General features: G+C 60.9%; 13 protein-coding genes and 1 tRNA gene. 12 read left to right on the plus strand and 2 right to left on the minus strand.

Going from position 1 to position 17160, the window contains the following annotated elements; translation table 11 throughout:
- Positions 1-163: 163 nt before the first annotated feature.
- From xylF to ASD83_RS02260, 10 genes are all read left to right on the plus strand, one after another.
- On the plus strand, positions 164-1201 hold the full coding sequence (xylF, locus tag ASD83_RS02215; RefSeq protein WP_056307530.1) for a D-xylose ABC transporter substrate-binding protein: 1038 nt from the start codon (positions 164-166) through the stop codon (positions 1199-1201).
- 87 nt (positions 1202-1288) lie between these two features.
- A complete protein-coding gene (locus tag ASD83_RS02220; RefSeq protein ID WP_056307532.1) occupies positions 1289-2608 on the plus strand; it encodes a sugar ABC transporter permease in 1320 nt (439 codons plus the stop codon).
- Between the two features lie 11 nt (positions 2609-2619).
- Positions 2620-3402 carry an ATP-binding cassette domain-containing protein gene (locus ASD83_RS02225; protein WP_056307534.1) on the plus strand — a complete coding sequence of 261 codons (783 nt, stop codon included), beginning with the start codon at positions 2620-2622 and terminating at the stop codon, positions 3400-3402.
- A 40-nt stretch (positions 3403-3442) separates the two neighbouring features.
- The gene (locus ASD83_RS02230; protein ID WP_056307536.1) at positions 3443-4129 is read left to right on the plus strand and encodes a DUF1345 domain-containing protein; all 687 of its coding nucleotides are present in this window, start codon (positions 3443-3445) and stop codon (positions 4127-4129) included.
- A gap of 134 nt (positions 4130-4263) precedes the next feature.
- Positions 4264-4337: transfer RNA gene (locus ASD83_RS02235), tRNA-Cys, on the plus strand.
- Between the two features lie 178 nt (positions 4338-4515).
- Positions 4516-5142, plus strand: coding sequence for a protein-L-isoaspartate O-methyltransferase family protein (locus tag ASD83_RS02240; RefSeq protein ID WP_056307538.1), 627 nt, complete (start codon positions 4516-4518; stop codon positions 5140-5142).
- A 131-nt stretch (positions 5143-5273) separates the two neighbouring features.
- Positions 5274-6629, plus strand: coding sequence for a TolC family outer membrane protein (locus ASD83_RS02245; RefSeq protein WP_056307540.1), 1356 nt, complete (start codon positions 5274-5276; stop codon positions 6627-6629).
- Positions 6630-6815: 186 nt separating this feature from the next.
- Entirely contained in the window at positions 6816-7625 is an 810-nt protein-coding gene (locus ASD83_RS21435) for a DUF2497 domain-containing protein (protein WP_056307542.1), read from the plus strand.
- 134 nt (positions 7626-7759) lie between these two features.
- The gene (locus tag ASD83_RS02255) at positions 7760-10627 is read left to right on the plus strand and encodes a valine--tRNA ligase (protein ID WP_056307544.1); all 2868 of its coding nucleotides are present in this window, start codon (positions 7760-7762) and stop codon (positions 10625-10627) included.
- A gap of 4 nt (positions 10628-10631) precedes the next feature.
- The gene (locus ASD83_RS02260; RefSeq protein ID WP_056307546.1) at positions 10632-11639 is read left to right on the plus strand and encodes a CorA family divalent cation transporter; all 1008 of its coding nucleotides are present in this window, start codon (positions 10632-10634) and stop codon (positions 11637-11639) included.
- A gap of 42 nt (positions 11640-11681) precedes the next feature.
- Here ASD83_RS02260 and ASD83_RS02265 read toward each other — a convergent pair whose 3' ends face one another.
- On the minus strand, positions 11682-13358 hold the full coding sequence (locus ASD83_RS02265) for an ABC transporter ATP-binding protein (protein ID WP_056307548.1): 1677 nt from the start codon (positions 13356-13358) through the stop codon (positions 11682-11684).
- A 148-nt stretch (positions 13359-13506) separates the two neighbouring features.
- Between ASD83_RS02265 and ASD83_RS20855 the strand changes: the two genes are divergently transcribed.
- Positions 13507-13665: a hypothetical protein gene (locus tag ASD83_RS20855; protein ID WP_156385697.1), complete on the plus strand. Its 159-nt coding sequence runs from the start codon at positions 13507-13509 to the stop codon at positions 13663-13665.
- A 458-nt stretch (positions 13666-14123) separates the two neighbouring features.
- Positions 14124-14933, plus strand: coding sequence for a tetratricopeptide repeat protein (locus ASD83_RS02270; protein ID WP_162249112.1), 810 nt, complete (start codon positions 14124-14126; stop codon positions 14931-14933).
- A 41-nt stretch (positions 14934-14974) separates the two neighbouring features.
- Here ASD83_RS02270 and ASD83_RS02275 read toward each other — a convergent pair whose 3' ends face one another.
- The gene (locus ASD83_RS02275; RefSeq protein WP_082560908.1) at positions 14975-17107 is read right to left on the minus strand and encodes an SPOR domain-containing protein; all 2133 of its coding nucleotides are present in this window, start codon (positions 17105-17107) and stop codon (positions 14975-14977) included.
- Positions 17108-17160: the final 53 nt, after the last annotated feature.

The raw sequence follows: 17160 nt of genomic DNA on the forward strand, positions 1-17160 counted from the left end.
AGGAATTTATTCGGAGCTCGAAATTGACGTTGACACGTCGCGATCCGACATGCGACTTCTTTTTTCGAGCATTGAAAATAATGCTCTAGTGCGTGCCGCTGGCCTAGGGATGTGAAGGCTGCGGATGGCATTTGGGCTCAAATGGCCCATTGGGAGGACATTGATGAATAAGCTCTTTGCAACGGTCTTGCTTGCCTCGACCGTGTTGACTGGTGCCGCCATGGCACAGGACCCCATCGTCGTGGGCGTTTCCTGGAACAATTTCCAGGAAGAACGCTGGAAAACCGATGAGGGCGCGATCAAGGCCGCTCTGGAAGCAGCTGGTGCGCAGTATATTTCGGCTGACGCTCAGTCGTCCGCCTCCAAGCAGCTCACCGATATCGAGAGCCTGATCAGCCAGGGTGCAACTGCACTGATCGTTCTGGCTCAGGATAGTGAAGCCATCGGGCCTGCCGTCGCCGCTGCCGTAGCCGAAGGCATTCCGGTGGTCGGTTATGACCGCCTGATCGAAAACCCCGATGCTTTCTACCTGACCTTCGACAACAAGGAAGTCGGGCGCATGCAGGCACAGGGCGTGTTCGCCGTGAAGCCTGAAGGCAACTATGTCTTCATCAAGGGCAACTCGGCCGATCCGAACGCCGACTTCCTGTTCGCCGGCCAGATGGAAGTCCTGAAAGCCGCCATCGATGCTGGCACCATCAAGAATGTCGGCGAAGCCTATACCGACAACTGGAACCCTGAAGTCGCCCAGGCGAACATGGAACAGTTCCTGACGGCGAATAACAACGAAGTCGATGCTGTCGTTGCGTCCAACGATGGCACGGCAGGCGGCGCCATCGCTGCGCTTGCCGCTCAGGGTCTTGCCGGTTCTGTGCCGGTTTCGGGCCAGGACGGCGACCATGCAGCTCTCAACCGCATTGCGCTCGGCACCCAGACCGTTTCGGTTTGGAAGGACGCTCGCGAACTGGGCAAAAGGGCTGCTGAGATCGCCGTTGAACTTTCGGGCGGTACGGCTCTCGACGGCGTCACCGGGGCGACCAAGTTCTCCGATGGCCCGAAGGGCGTCGAAATGAACGCTGTGCTGCTCCCGCCGATCCCGATCACCCAGGAAAACCTCGACGTCGTGATCGACGCTGGTTGGGTGACCAAGGATGTCGTGTGCCAGGGCGTTGCCGCTGGTACGGTTGCCGCCTGTAACTGAGCCCATTAAAGGCTAAACTGGTTGCCTAATCGCAACCGGACTGCGCCCCGGCCTCGTGCTGGGGCGCCGTTTCCACGGGAGACCTGAATGGCTGATCAGCCTGCCATTTCCACGCCGGCCCATCCGAGCACATTCACGCAGAATCCCATTCAGCGCTTCCTCATAGCGACTGAGGTGGATACTCGCCTCCTGGGCATGATTGGCGCATTGGCGGTCATCTGGATCGGCTTCAATATCTTTTCCGGCGGCCTGTTCCTGACCCCGCGCAACCTCTGGAACCTGTCGGTACAGACGGCTTCCGTGGCTGTGATGGTCACGGGCATGGTGCTGGTTATCGTCACCCGCAATATCGACCTGTCGGTGGGATCGATTCTGGGTGTCGTCGGCATGGTCATGGGCGTTATGCAAACGCAGATCCTGCCGGTACAGCTGGGCCTCGGCCTCGGTCATCCGCTGATCTGGAGCCTGTCGCTGCTGGCCGGTCTTGTCGTCGGCGTCGGGATCGGCGCGCTGCAGGGCACAATCATCGCCTATCTGCGCGTGCCGGCCTTCATTGTTACGCTTGGCGGCTATCTCGTCTGGCGCGGTGCTGCCTGGTGGGTAACCATGGGCCGCACCGTTGCGCCGATGGACCCGACTTTCCAGTTGATTGGCGGCGGACCAGCCGGTTCCATTGGCTTCACCTGGAGCTGGATCGTTGGCGCTGTCGCATGTGCGGCCATCATTGCCGGGCTTTATTTCGGGCGGCGACAGCGTCATCGCTTCAATTTCCCCCAGCGCCCGCTCTGGGCCGAAGCCTCGCTCGCCGTTCTTGGCTGTGGTACCACCATTGGCGCGATCTGGGTGGCGAATGCCTATCCCTGGCCGGTGCGTATTGCCGAGAATTATGCCAAGGCCAACGGCATCGCCGTGCCGGAGACTGGGCTATTCATCTCGCATGGTATTGCAGTGCCGGTGCTGATTGCCCTTGGGGTCGGGGTATTGATGACCTTCCTCACCACGCGAACGCGTTTCGGCCGTTACGTCTATGCCATGGGCGGCAATCCGGAGGCGGCTGAGCTGGCGGGTATCAATACGCGCTGGGTGACCGTCAAGATATTCATGCTGATGGGCGGTCTTTGTGCCGTCGCAGCCGCCATTTCGAGCGCGCGTCTCAATGCAGCGACCAATGCTCTCGGCACGCTAGACGAACTTTATGTGATCGCGGCGGCCGTTATCGGCGGCACGTCTTTGGCTGGCGGCGTTGGCACGATTGCCGGCGCACTGCTCGGCGCCGTGGTCATGCAATCGCTGCAATCCGGCATGGTGCTGATGGGGCTCGACAGCCCGCTTCAGTCCATCGTTGTCGGTATTGTTCTGGTTTTCGCGGTGTGGCTCGACACGCTTTACCGCCGGAATAAGCACTAGGAGTGCCCGTCATGCTGGATGCCAGCACACCCCTGGTCGAAATGACCGATATCTCCATCGCTTTCGGTGGTATCAAGGCCGTCGATCATGCCTCGATCAACCTTCACCGCGGTGAAGTTGTTGGTCTCCTCGGCCACAATGGTGCGGGAAAATCGACACTGATCAAGATATTGTCGGGCGCCTACAAGCGCGATGCCGGCGATATCAGGATCAACGGCGAACCTGCCTCCATCAGCAATCCGCGCGATGCCAAGGCCTATGGGATCGAGACGATCTACCAGCAGCTTGCAGTGGCCGACAATGTCGATGCCGCCGCCAATCTCTTTCTCGGCCGAGAACTGGTAACGCCGATCGGCACGCTGGACGATGCGGCCATGGAATCGCGCGCTCGCGAAGTGATGGGGCGTCTCAACCCCAATTTCCGCCGCTTCAAGGAGCCTGTGAAGGCTCTTTCCGGCGGGCAGCGCCAATCGGTGGCCATTGCCCGGGCCATCCTTTTCAATGCGCGCATCCTCGTCATGGACGAGCCAACCGCCGCATTGGGTCCGCAGGAAACCGCGCAGGTCGGGGAGCTGATCAAGCAGCTCAAATCCGAAGGCATCGGCATCTTCCTCATCAGTCACGATATCCACGACGTGTTTGATCTCGCGGACAGGCTCGTGGTGATGAAGAACGGCCAAGTTGTGGGCGAAGCGCGCACCAGCGATGTCACCAAGGACGAGGTCCTGGGCATGATCATTATGGGCAAGGTGCCGCCAGGGGCACAGCCGGGGCCGGGAGCCATCAACGGCTGAAGGCGTTTCCTCCGCGTCAGTTGGCGGAGGAAATAGTCAAATGCCGGAGAAGGCCAAACGGAATCTGCGCGCGGCGGCAGTGGGGCATGTCATGCCCCGGCACGCTCCATTCTATTTCGGTCTTCTGCTCGGCATGATCGGATTGGTCGTGTCATTGCTGATCGTGCCGAAATACGCGGTCAGCGTCGGTGCCAATTGCCTTTTCGCCGCCTATCTCGTCCTGACTTCGCTCAAACTGCCCTATCTGACGGCGGACTACCTGCACGAACACGCCCGCGAAGAGGATACGCCCGGCAAGGGCATCCTGCTCATTGTTCTCATTGTCGTCGCCGCTTCGGTGGTTTCGCTGTTCCTAGCGCTCAATCAGGACGGGGGCACGGATCTGGGCGAGATCGTCGCCAGCATTGCCTCGGTCATTCTGGGGTGGTTCACGGTGCAAGTCATGGGCGCACTGCACTACGCCTATGAATATTACCAGGTGCCGGACCGTCCGCGCAGCAAGAAGGTCGAGGGAGGACTCGACTTTCCGGGCGATGAAGCGCCTGATGGCACGGCTTTTCTCTATTTTTCCTTCACGGTCGGCACGTCGGTTGCGACCTCGGACACCAAGGTTTCGAGCAACGTCATGCGCCGTCAGGTCATGGTGCATCTGATCTTTTCGCACTTTTACAACACGATCCTCCTCGCCGCCGCAGTCAATGTGCTGCTTGGCGCCGGGCAGGGGTAAGGGGCCTCGAACGTCGCATAATCCCGTTGGCGCCTGAGAATTGAACGAAGCGTTTTCCAAAGCTTGGGGAAATTCATCGGGCCTCGACAATCCTGTTGCATCGCCCCAAGAGGTCAAATAGGTACAGACGCAGAGGCCGCGTGGCGGAGTGGTTACGCAGCGGATTGCAAATCCGTGCACTCCGGTTCGATTCCGGACGCGGCCTCCAATTTCCTTACATCTTGTATTTTGCCTGTTGGTCCATTGTCTTGGGGTCATGATTTCGGCCGCGTCGGGACAATCGCTGTCCGGCATGGCTTGCCAGTTGATCGGTCCATCTATATTCACGTCCAGCATATCAATGAGCTTCGGGCCGCTGGCTGATGGACGATTTTCGAAGCGCAAGAATGGCTATGATCGATAGCCAGTTGCGCAGCAGCGGAGTGACGGAGCGGCGGCTGCTTGCCGCTGTACTCGAGGTGCCGCGCGAGATTTTTGTCGCCGAGGGCCGCCGGTCTGTTGCCCATGTCGATGATTTGCAGCCACTGGCCGGCGGAAAGCGATTCATTCTGTCCCCGGCCCATTTTGGACGCATGGCGCAATTGGCTGAGATCACCGGCAGTGAGAGGGTCCTCGATGTCGGGGCGGCAAGCGGCTATTCGACTGCTGTGCTGGCCGGCGTTGGGCAACAGGTCGTTGGCATAGAGATCGATGCGGGCCTCGCCTCCCGGGCCAATGATCGTCTGGCTCAGCTCGGAATCGAGAATGCTCGGGTGCTCGCTGGAGGCGTCGAGGCTGCGGCAGGCCAGTTATTTGATGCCATCGTTGTTGAGGGCGCGGTCGATTCGCAGCCCGACGACTTGGTAGAACTTTTGGCACCCGGCGGGCGGCTGGTTGTTCCTATTCTGCGGCGTGGTGTTGCGGTCATCCATGTTTTCCGTAGGAACCCGGATGGCGTAATGTTCACGTCAGCGTTCGATGCAACCATGCCACGCTTGTGGAGCTGGGCGCAGAAGGACGATTTTGTGTTCTAGCGATCGATTTGTTGCCAAACGGCCACGAGTCGAAACGAAGCGTACGTGAAAATTTGGTAGGCATGGGTATGGCTGGTTGTAGACCCCATATGCCGGGCGTATTGGTAATAGGGTCGGAATGCGGGGTACCTATGGTAAATAAGTTCGTGACGGCGAGCGCGGTCGCCATTCTTTTGGCGCTGGGGGCGGCAGGCGGGGCACATGCCCAGTCGATCACCCAGGCGTTGACCGCTGCCTATGATCACGCGCCGGACCTGCAAGCGGCTTTGCTTGAAGCAAAGGCGTCTGCCGAGAACATCGCGCTGGCAAAATCGGCCAAATTGCCGACGATCGGAGCCTCGATTGGTGGCTCCGAAAGCTGGAGCCTCGTCGGTGGCCAGTTTTCCGGTGGTCCGACGATCACCACTGGCGTCTCCTACAACCAGACCATATTCGACAACTTCAAGACCGAAGCGCAGGTCGAGTCCGCACGCGCTGCGGCTGAGTTGTCCGAATATCAAATCCGCAATTCCGAGCAGAACGTGCTGCTCTCGGTCGTTCAGGCCTATATGAACGTCCTGAGCGGCCGCCAGCTCGTCGCTTTGCGTGAAGAGAACATTCGCTTCTTCCAGGCGCAGTTCCAGTCGGCGCAGGACCGTCTGGATGTGGGCGAGGGCACGCGCATCGATGTGGCCCAGGCCCAGGCCCGCCTTGCACAGGGCGAAGCCGCTTACCGCGCCGCGCTCAGCACGCTCGAAGTCAGCCAGGCGACGTTCCAGCGTCTGGTCGGCGTGCGGCCGCAGCAGCTGAATTCGGCGCATAATTATGCGCGCCTCATTCCGAACTCGCTGGATTCGGCTCTGGCCGAAGCCGAAGTCGGCCACCCGGCGATCATGATGTCCAAGGCGGCGATCCGTGCCGCTCAGGCGGGCACAGACGCCGCGGAAGCTTCCTTCGGGCCGACGGCTTCCGTAACGGGGCAGGTTGGCAGCCGCTGGACCAATGGCGGGATGACCGATGGCCTCAGCGGTTCGGTCGGTTTCCAGGTTACCGTGCCGATCTATGCCGGCGGCGCGATGGGCGCCAGCGTTCGCAAGGCCAATCTCGGCCAGATCAAGTCCGAGGTAGAAGCCATGTCTACCTATGACCAGGTCCGCGAGGCCGTCATTTCGGCATGGGCAGGCATCCAGAGCGCAGATGCGCAAATCCAGGCCGCCCAGGCTGCCGTGCAGGCGGGCACCACCGTGCTCGATGGCACGATCCAGGAGCGCGACCTCGGCACCAGCACCACGCTGGATGTGCTGAATTCGCAGGCGGAATTGACCAGCGCCAAGGAAGGGCTGATCAACGCGCAAACCTCGAAAGTGGTCGCGACCTTCTCGCTGCTCTCCGCCATGGGCCGGTTGACGGCGTCGAGCCTTGGCTTGCCGGTCACGGTGAAATCCGCGGTCAACTATACACAGGCCGTCGAGGACGTCTGGCAGGAACTGCGTTCCGTCGCCGAGTAACTTTTGCAATTAATCCAAGTCTTGTGGCCGGGCATGTCCCGGCCACAAGTTTTTGTGGAAGTCGTCCGTCAAGTCGTCCTGTGGATTCCTATACTCGACAGAACCGGTTAAGCTGTCGGTAACGAATCGGGTTGGGTGGCATGCGGAAGCCCTCTCGAGCGTCGCGCATGAGTTTAAGAGGCACTTATGAACAAGCCGGCCGCCAAAGAACCGTCCATGGACGAGATACTGTCTTCCATTAGGCAGATCATTGCCGATGACGACGAGAGTGCTGCGCCGCGCCGTCCTTCGCTGCAGGTTTCGCCTGACCCCATGGAAGCCGTGAGCTTTGGTGCGGATCAGGACAATGAACCGCTGGAGCTCTCGTCCGCGCAGATCGTGCCGGAAAACGAAGCCGCCGCGGATATGGGCTTTGATGCGCTGCTTGCCGACGCTCAGGCTGAAACCGCAGAGCCGAAAGAAGCTCCCGCCTTGGTGGTGCCCGATGACATCAGCTTCTCTCCGGCGGAGCCCGATGTCGGCATTGCCGAATTGCCGAGCTTCAATCCTGCGCCGAGCGCTGCCGAAGAGACCGAGGCAGAAGCCGAACCCGAATTTTCGCCCGAACCAGAAGTTGAGGCTGCCCCCGTGCTTTCTGCTGTCAGTATCGATGAAGACCGCTCCGTGGCCGAGTTTGCGCCGGAACCGACGCCGTTTTCCCGCCCGTCCGTCGCCGCTGCTTCGCCCATGCCTGATGCAACGCTGAGCGCCGACATTGCCGAGGGTCTGTTGGAGACAACGACCAAGGCAGCTATCCGCAGCTCCATCGACAAGCTGGGCGCTGCCGGCATTGGCATTGTGCCGTCGCCGGCGCTGGGCAATGCCAATCTGACCATCGAAACCATGGTTCGCGAGATGCTTCGCCCGATTCTGAAGGAATGGCTGGATGAAAATCTGCCTTCCGTCGTCGAGCGCATGGTGGAAAAGGAAATCTCGCGCGTTGCGCGCGGAGATTGATCCCAAGCTGAGGGGCAGGGTGCTTTTCCTGCCCCGCCGCAGTTGACCCTGCGGCGCGCTTTTGCTTGAAGTTGCCAACCCTGTTTGGGCCCGCCATGTTCTGCTTGGCGGGTCAATGTTGTTGCGAGTGACCTATGCTTGAAAAGACCTACGAACCCGCTGAAGTCGAAGACCGCATCTATACGGTCTGGACCGACAATGAGGCGTTTGCCGCGGGTAAGGGAGCAAAGCCGGGCGCGGAGACTTTTACCATCGTCATTCCGCCGCCCAACGTTACGGGCTCGCTGCATATCGGGCACGCGCTCAACAACACCATCCAGGACATTCTCATCCGCTTCAACCGCATGTTGAAGAAGGACGTGCTCTGGCAGCCGGGCACCGACCATGCCGGTATCGCCACCCAGATGATCGTCGAGCGTCAGCTTGCCGAAAAGCAGATGGACCGCCGGTCGATGGGCCGCGAAGCCTTTATCGACCGTGTTTGGGAATGGAAGTCCGAAAGCGGCGGCACCATCATGAACCAGCTCAAGCGCCTCGGCGCTTCGGCTGATTTCTCGCGTGAACGCTTTACCATGGGCGAGCGCGGGGCGGCGGACGACCAGATGGTGCGCGCCGTGACCAAGGTGTTTGTGGAGATGCACAAGCGCGATTTGATCTATCGCGCCAAGCGGTTGGTGAACTGGCATCCGGGCCTTGAAACCGCCATTTCCGATCTCGAAGTCGAGAATATCGAGATCAAGGGCCATATGTGGCACCTGCGCTATCCGCTGGCTGATGGTGTCACCTATCAGTTCCCGGTCAAGGACGAAGACGGCAATGTCATCGGGTCCGAGACGCGCGACTACATCATCGTCGCGACGACCCGGCCGGAGACCATGCTGGGCGACGTCGCCGTTGCCGTGCATCCAGAAGACGAGCGCTATCAGTCGCTGGTCGGCAAGTTCATCGAACTGCCGCTCGTCGGCCGCCGCATTCCGGTCGTGGCCGATGAATATGCCGATCCGACGCTTGGCACCGGCGCGGTGAAAATCACGCCTGCGCACGATTTCAACGACTTCGAAGTCGGCGCGCGCGCTGGTCTTGACCCGATCAACGTGTTCACGACCCGCGGTGCCATCATCGATGCCGAGTTCATTCCGGCGCAATATCGTGGCCTCGACCGGTTCGAAGCGCGCAAGGCTATCGTTGCGGATCTGACGGCACTCGCCGAAGAAAACGCGACACGCGGCCTTGATCATATCGAAGACAAGAAGATCATGGTGCCGCATGACGAGAAATCAAAACTCGTCGTCATCGAGCCGTTCCTGACCGACCAGTGGTGGGTCAAGGCCGACGTGCTGGCCCAGCCGGCACTCGCTTCGGTGCGCGAAGGCCGTACCAAGTTCGTGCCGCAGCAATACGAAAACACCTATTTCGCCTGGCTCGAAAACATCAAGCCGTGGTGCATTTCGCGTCAGCTCTGGTGGGGCCATCAGATTCCGGCTTGGTACGGTTTCGGACGGAGTGAAAACGGGGACTATCGCGAAGACGTGGACCCTGCGGCTTTCGTTGCCTATGACGCAGACGAGGCAATTGCGGCCGCCGGTAATTTCTATGGGCATCGTGTCCAGGTGGTCGATGATTTTGCCGCCGCCGTGCGTCTCTGGCAGGAAGCGTTGGACGCGGGGACGACAATGCCATTCATGCCGATTTGGCGCGATCCCGACGTGCTCGACACCTGGTTCTCTTCTGCCCTCTGGCCGTTCTCGACGCTTGGCTGGCCAGACGAAACGGCCGACCTCAAGCGCTACTATCCAACCGACGTGCTGGTCACAGGCTTCGACATCATCTTCTTCTGGGTTGCCCGCATGATGATGATGGGTCTGGAATTCCTCGACGAGGAGCCGTTCCATACCGTCTACATGCATGCCCTGGTCCGCGACGAAAAGGGCCAGAAGATGAGCAAGACCAAGGGCAATGTCATCGACCCCCTCAAGCTCGTCGATGAATATGGTGCCGATGCTACCCGCTTTACGCTGGCGGCCATGGCGGCGCAGGGCCGTGACCTGAAGCTCGCGATTTCGCGCGTCGAAGGCTATCGCAACTTCGTCACGAAGATCTGGAATGCAGCGCGCTTCCTCGAGATGAACGAATGCCGCCGCGTCGAGGGTTTTGATCCCAAAGCCAACAAGCTGCCGCTCAATCGCTGGATCGTCGGGTCCACGGCGCGCGCGCTCGCGACCGTTCGCCAGGGTATCGAGGATTACAAGTTCAACGAAGCTGCCAACAGTTCCTATGATTTCGTCTGGGGCACGTTCTGCGATTGGTATGTGGAATTTGCCAAGCCCGTGTTCAACGGCGAGGATGAAGCGGCAAAGGCCGAGACGCGGGCAACGGCGGCCTGGGCTCTCGATCAGATCCTGATCATGCTTCACCCGATGATGCCCTTCGTCACCGAAGAGCTGTGGGCGGAAACCGGCAAGGCCGGCCCGAAGCGCGATGACCTGCTTATCCTCACCGAGTGGCCGACCTATCAGGGCTTTGAAGATGCGGATGCTGATGCGGAATTGGCTTGGCTGATCGACGTCATTTCCAACGTTCGGTCCGTGCGCGCTGAAATGAACGTGCCGGCCGGAGCCAAACTCCAGCTGGTCGTGACCGGCGCGGGTGAGCAGACTTTGGCCCGCCTCGTGGCGGGTACGTCGCTGATCAGCCGGCTGGCACGGCTTGAGCAGATATCGCCGCAAAACCAGGTGCCGGGCGAATCGGCCCAGTTCGTCGTCGGTGATGCGACCTATGCCTTGCCACTGGCTGGCGTGATCGACATTGCTGTCGAAAAGGCGCGCCTTGAAAAGGAAGTGGGCAAGCTCGACGGTGAAATAGTCGGGATCGACAAGAAGCTTGGCAACGAGCAGTTCGTTTCGAAAGCGCCGGAAGAGGTGATCGAAGAACAGAAGGCCCGTCGTGAAGCTGCCATCGATCGGCGTCAGAAGATCCTCGAAGCCCTGAAACGTTTGAGCTGACAACATGGACGGCACGCCGAAGCAGCCAAGTGACCGCGCTCAGCATAACGGTCTCATAGGCGTCGGCGCCGTCCTTGTGTTTGATGGCGATGGCGGCATGAAGCGGTACGAACCGAGCGAAAGCCTGCCGGTCGTACCGCCTCGCGGCTTCAAGCTGGTCGTGGGCAATTCCAAGGCACCAGAGTTCAAGCTGTGGCTGCGCGGCGAGCTGGGCGAGTTCAATTCAGGGCTTCTTACGTCCCCAACTTCGCGAGCGCGATGCACCGTCATGGACGATCGGGCATTGGTGATGTTGCGTGTGGTTCGCCCGGGCGCTGCGCCGCATGATGTTGGTCGTCAGTTCCTGACATTGTGGATCGAACAAGGCCGCGTCATCATCGCGTCAGAGCTCAACATTCTGGATTTTTTGGGCATGTCGAAGTGGGAGCAACCCGTCCATGCTCCCGTTTCTCCGGCCGATCTGATTGCGCGCCTCGCACTCAGGGCGACCGACCGGCTGGAGCCGCTGATCGAAATGTTGGGCGACCGGCTCGATGAGGTCGAAGAAACGCTCATCACCCATCGCACGGAAAAGGCGCAAGACAATCTCGAGCATCTGCGCCGAACCCTTATCAACTTCCGCCGCCTCGTCTGGCCACAGCGGGACGCGCTGACCACGCTCGAAATCGAGGATCTGTCCTTCTTTTCGGACCGGGATCGATTGCGTCTGCGCGATGCGGCAATGCGCACGGCCCGCATCGGCGATGAATTGCAGGCCCTGTCCGAGCGGGCAGTGCTGGTCCATGAAGAGATCGTCGATGACCGGGCCGAACAGATGAACCGGACCATGCTGCTGCTGGCGGCGGTGACCGTGGTGTTCTCGCCGTTGACCCTCATCAGCGGCATGCTCGGCATGAATGTCTCGGGCATCCCCCTGGCCGACTCCGGCGGCGCGTTCTGGATCGTTTGCGGCATTCTGGTCGTGCTGGCCAGCGGACTGGTCTGGTGGATGCGCAAAAGCCATCTGTTTTAGGCGGCCGCCCCTCCCCAGCGGGGAGGGACGTTTGTGAAGATCCTAGATGCTGGCCTGCACCGCCTGGAGGCGAGCATAGTAGCCGTTCGCCGCTATCAGTTCATCATGCCGGCCTTCTTCCACGATCCCGTCCTCAGTGAGGACGAGGATGCGATCGGCATTGCGAACGGTCGTTAGCCGGTGCGCGATCACGAGGGTAGTGCGGCCCCGGGCGAGGGATTGCAGCGCCATTTGCACGGCGCGTTCGCTTTCATTGTCGAGGGCGCTGGTTGCTTCATCGAAAATGAGAATGGCCGGGTCCTTGAGGAAAGCCCGGGCGATGGTCAGGCGTTGCTTCTGCCCGCCGGATAGTTTGACGCCGCGCTGCCCCACGTCGGTGTCGTAGCCCCCAGGAAGTGCCATGATGAAGTCGTGGGCATTGGCTGCTTTCGCCGCCGCTATGACCTCGTCCTGGCTGGCCTCTGGGCGGCCATAGCGCAGGTTTTCGGCGACGGTGCCCGAGAACAGATAGGTGTCCTGCTGCACGACCCCGATCTGGCGGCGAAGAGAGGCCAGTTCGAAATCCCGGATATCCTCGCCATCCACGGTGATTTCACCGCTTTCGATCTCGTAAAAGCGCGGGATAAGGGCACAGAGCGTGCTCTTGCCGACACCAGAGGGACCAACCAGCGCCACGAACTCGCCCGGCGCAATATCCATGGTCAGGTTCGAGAAGACCGTCCGGCCATCGCCATAGCCGAAAGTGACGCCGTTGAAGCGGATATTGCCGCGGAAATGCGGGGCAGGGCGGGCGTGAGGTGCGTCCCTGATGTCAGGAACCTGCTCGAGGATTTCCATCACGCGGGTGAATCCAGTTGAGCCCTCCTGCCAGAGACGCACGATATTGGCGAGACGGTTTACAGGATCGACCAGCACACCGACGCAGAGCAGAAACGTCAGCAGGTCGGGCACCGACAGGTCTGCGGCGAGGATACGCAGGGCGCCGGCGGTGATTACGATGATCGTCACCAGATAGACGAAGACTTCCATGCCCACGAAGAACCAGGCCTCGCTCCGGTAGCCATCCTTGCGGCTTTCGACAAAGGTGCGGTTTTCCGCTTCGAACCGGGCCAGTTCAAAACCCTCATTGGCAAAGGATTGCACCACGCGAATGCCGCCCAGCGCATCCTCGACCCGCTCATTGACCGCGGCGATTTTCTCCCGGCTTCGTGCCATGGCCTTGTTCATGCGCCGGTTGAAGTAGAGTGCATAAACTACCGCAAACGGGAGAAGAATGGCGATATAACCCGTCAAGGTCGGATCAATGAAGAACAGCACGGCGAGGGCTCCGGCGAACTTCAGGAGGCCAATGGCGATATCCTCGGGCCCATGGTGGAACATCTCCCCAAGGGCAAAGGTGTCATTGGTGATGCGGCTCATGAGTTGCCCCACGCGGCTACGATCATAAAAACCGAAGGACAGCTTTTGGCAGTGCTCAAAAAGCTCGCGCCGCACATCGGCTTCGATGCGGGCGCCCATGGCGTGGCCCTGATAATCGACAAAGAACGTCGCTCCGGCCTGGGCAATGAGCACCAGCACCATGACGCCACCCATGGCGAATATCTGCGAGATGGCCTCGGCATGATCGCCGAGGATCAGCAGGCGCGTGGTCACATAATTGGCGCAGAGCGGCAAGGCGATGGCCGTGGCCGCGATCAACGCTGCGGAAGCCAGGTCCATGACCAGCAGGTGCCGGTAGGGCCGATAGTAGGAGACGAATTTACGAGCCCGCTCAAATCCGGGTCGCGCAAAGAAGTTGGAAAGAGTGTTGCGAAGAGAGCGGCTAGTGCTGTCCTGGCGTGCCTCGTCCGAAGGATTTTTCGAATGCATGAACGATCATGTCCTGATGGATTTCCGTGTGGTTGATCGGGAACAGGATCGCTTTCATGTCGAACTCCTTTGCATGCGCCGCAAAAAGCAGGCGAAGTATGGGTGCTTCGCGCCTCCTTCACAACGCCGTGTTCGCGCTATTTTGCTTCGCGGGTGACGTCTGTGACGAATTGGCAACAGCATGTGGGATTCACCGCGGCGTCGTCCGGCATAAAGAGTTTGGCGATGTTTCCCGCCACAATCTGATCTTAAACGAGATGGCTAGGCATTCGGGGGCGGGTGTCGGCAGTTCAGGGAGGAAACGCGAGGTTTCGTCCTGGGCCTGTCTGTGGCGCGCCAGACTGCTTGAAAATAGGCGGGAATCCGCCGGTTCTTGGTGAGCACGTGCACAAACAGGATACGACGAGTTCGAGCTATTTGAGTAGCCCAATGGCCGCCGCTATTGCCCTCGGGGATGTGATGTCCCCGGCTCAAATCCTGCCGCAATGGGAGTTTACCAAAACTTCACACTTCGCTTTTCCTCGAGCGGCATCGGGATCAAATTGGCCCCGCATGTCGATCGCACAGCAGATATTTGTAGCACCCGCCCAGGCCGTTATGGGCAAAAGGAGTAAGATGCGGAAATCGCCGGCTTTTTATCTGGCATCCGCGGTAACCGGACTTGCGCTGTCGGTTCTGACAGCAGCGATCCCCGCACAGGCACAGACAGCGGCCGAAGCGGCGCTCGATCTAGCCAATATGCTGGATGGCGCAGGCGGCGGCGTGTCTGGCGACGCCTATCTTTCCGCGCTTGAAAATGCCGCTGCGGCTGGCCAGCCAATGGCCATGTGGCAGCTCGGGACCATGTATGAAAATGGCGAGGGCGTCGCCAAGGACCCTGCAAAGGCCTTTGGATACTTTGCCCAGATCGCCAATCAGCATGCCGACGCGGCGCCGCGTGGCGTCGAATCTGATATCGTGGCGCAGTCTTTCGTGAAGATGGGTGACTACTATCGGCAGGGTGTGCCCGACGCCGGCATTCCGGCCGATATCGAGCGCTCGCATGCGCTGCTTCTCCACGCCGCCACCTATTTCGGTGATGCCGATGCGCAATACCGCGTTGGCCTACTTTATCTGCAGAATGAAGGTCTGGGCGTAAATCCCTTGCAGAGCGCCCGCTGGTTCTCCCTTGCCGCCCGCAAGGGCCACTGCCTGGCACAGGCTCGTCTCGGCGACCTGCTCTTCAATGGCATGGATGGCATCGAGGCCCAGCCGATCGAAGGCTTGATGTGGTTGAACCTGTCCCACGACCGGTGCAGTGGCACGGCCGATCAGGCGCAGGTCGACGAACTGCTCAATCGGGCATCCTCAATGGCCCGGCCAGAGGATCGTGCCAATGCAGCGGCGCTGGCCGAGTCCATCGCTCCGCAGTTTGCTGATTTCTGAAAAGCTTTGCCGCAGCGGCTTAACGCTGCGGCATCAAACCCTTAAAGGGTGAAGCAGTCGCCACCGTTCGACTTGACGTTCGAACAGATCGTATTGGCGTCCTGCAGCGAGTTCGCCGGTACGCGGACCCGATAGAAAATCCCGCGATCACCAAGATCAACGCGCTGGACTTCGAGGCTGGCACCGCCAAAGAGCGAACCGAAACGGGTGGCGATTTGCTGCGCTGTCTGGCGCGCGGCTTCCTCCGTCCGCTGGGACGACAATTGCACATAGGCGGGCGCAGAGTTGCCGGTTGGGGCCGCAGCAACCGGCTGGGGCTGTTCCACGGCAGGCGCTGCTGCCGGCAAGCTTTGCGCCGGCGCAGTCGCCACCGACGGAGCCGGCGTTGCCGCGACCGGAGCCGTCAGAACCGCTTGCGGCGCAAAATTTGCCGGACGGACGAGCGGCACAGGCGCCATCTTGCCGCCAACCGGCGCGCCGGTCAGATCGACAACCGGAACCGTCGAGCCGGGCTGCACGGGAACGACGGCGGGAGCTGTCTGAGCCGGCGCAGGTGTCGCTGCCGGCGCATTTGCAATGGCATTGGCAATGAGATCGGGCGTCGAGAAATCGGCGCCGGGCACTTCCGGTACGGAGGGACGATCGACAGGCAGCATCGCGGAACCGGCAAGACTGTCGCCGCCGCTCACTATGGTGCCATCCGGCCGCACGGTGACCGTACGAACCTTGCGGTTGACCAGACCTTCTTCACTGACGTCGGCGGACGCGACCTGGGTCACGGCTTCCACGTCGGATTGGTCACGCGAGACGATTTGTTCATCGGCGCCGGTATTTGCGCCAGAAATTTCGTTGAAGACCACAGACTGACTTGCCGTTTCCGGCGAGGGTGCGGGGACTTCCTTGGTCGGCGTCGTATCGGCGGCGACAAGCGGGGCAGGGCCTTCCGGCGTGCCACTGCCAAGGCCGAGGACCGTATAAAGCCCGACGGCGGCAACAGCCAGCAACAGCGTGGCAACAACGGGACCGGCGAGCGAACGCGTCAGACCAAGCGCTCGGCCGCGCGGCGCTCTGGGAGATTTTATGGGCTCTTCGGGCGGCAGTCTGGCCTCGATGGCCGGCTCTACCCATTCCACTCGGGCCCCGCTGGTCTCGGCTGCGGCCAGAATGGCCTCTTCTACCGAAGAGACGCGCGTTTTGTTCGGCGCTGGCGTTGCGACGGCGGCCGGTTGAGGCTCGCGCGGCGGCAAGGTGGGCGTTGCAAGACTACGCAAGGCCGGGCTCGGGGCAGGCGCCTGCTGCGTCCGCGCCGCAGGACCGATCAAGCGCTCGATCTCGTCGAGCGGGTCGGGCAAAGCTTGCGGCTTGGGCTGTTGCGGAGACACGACGGGGCTGTGACCGATATTGATCTCGGCCGGTTTGAGCTCGGGGACGACAAGCTCTTCCGGTTCGGGACGAGCTTCAGGCTTGTGCACTGCGCCCGAACCGAGCCCGAAAACCGGCGGAATACCGAAGGCGTCGGCTTCGCGCGGAAAGGTCTGGCCGCGGACCGCATCGGTCACGTCCAGCTCGTCGATCGGATCGTCCTGCCTTTGGGCATGGACTTCGGGTTCGTCGCCAACGGCCAACTCGGCCGCGATCAGGCTGGCAAGGCTGTCCTGGTCCAGTGCAGGCATATCTTCGGCCGGCGGCGCGGCGGGTTCTGCGCGCGCAAACACGGGAGCCGGCGGAGTAACCTCCTGCGGCGCTATGGCGATGGGCTCGACCGGCGTCGTCGGCGCTGGCTGATGGGCGGAGCGGGGCTCCGCGGCCGGGGTTTCATTTACGTTGGGCCTGAGGGCGCCGAAGGCTGGGGCAAACGCCGCAGGTTCCACGCGCTGCGGCGATTCCATCTTGGGCTGCGCCACCTGTGGCTTACGATCGAAATCGAAGACAAAGGGCTCAGGCGCAGAAGCATTGTCGCCCGGAATGCGTACCGGGCGGCTCGGTGCCTCGACTTCTTTTTGGGGAGCGGCCGCTGCAGGACTATCGCCGCCCGGTATCCGGACCGACACGGCCGGTTCGCTCTTGGGCTTGTCGCCCTGAGCATCCTCGGCCATGAGGCGAGCGAGTTCTGCGATCAGGTCGTCCGCGCTATCGGTCTGTCCTGCCATATGTTTCGGTTTCGCTGTCGTCATCGGCCAGCGCCCCTAGATTGCTGCAAGCGCTCCCTTAGGGAGTTTGCCGCGAG

Source organism: Devosia sp. Root685, from assembly GCF_001427875.1.
Lineage (GTDB): Bacteria > Pseudomonadota > Alphaproteobacteria > Rhizobiales > Devosiaceae > Devosia.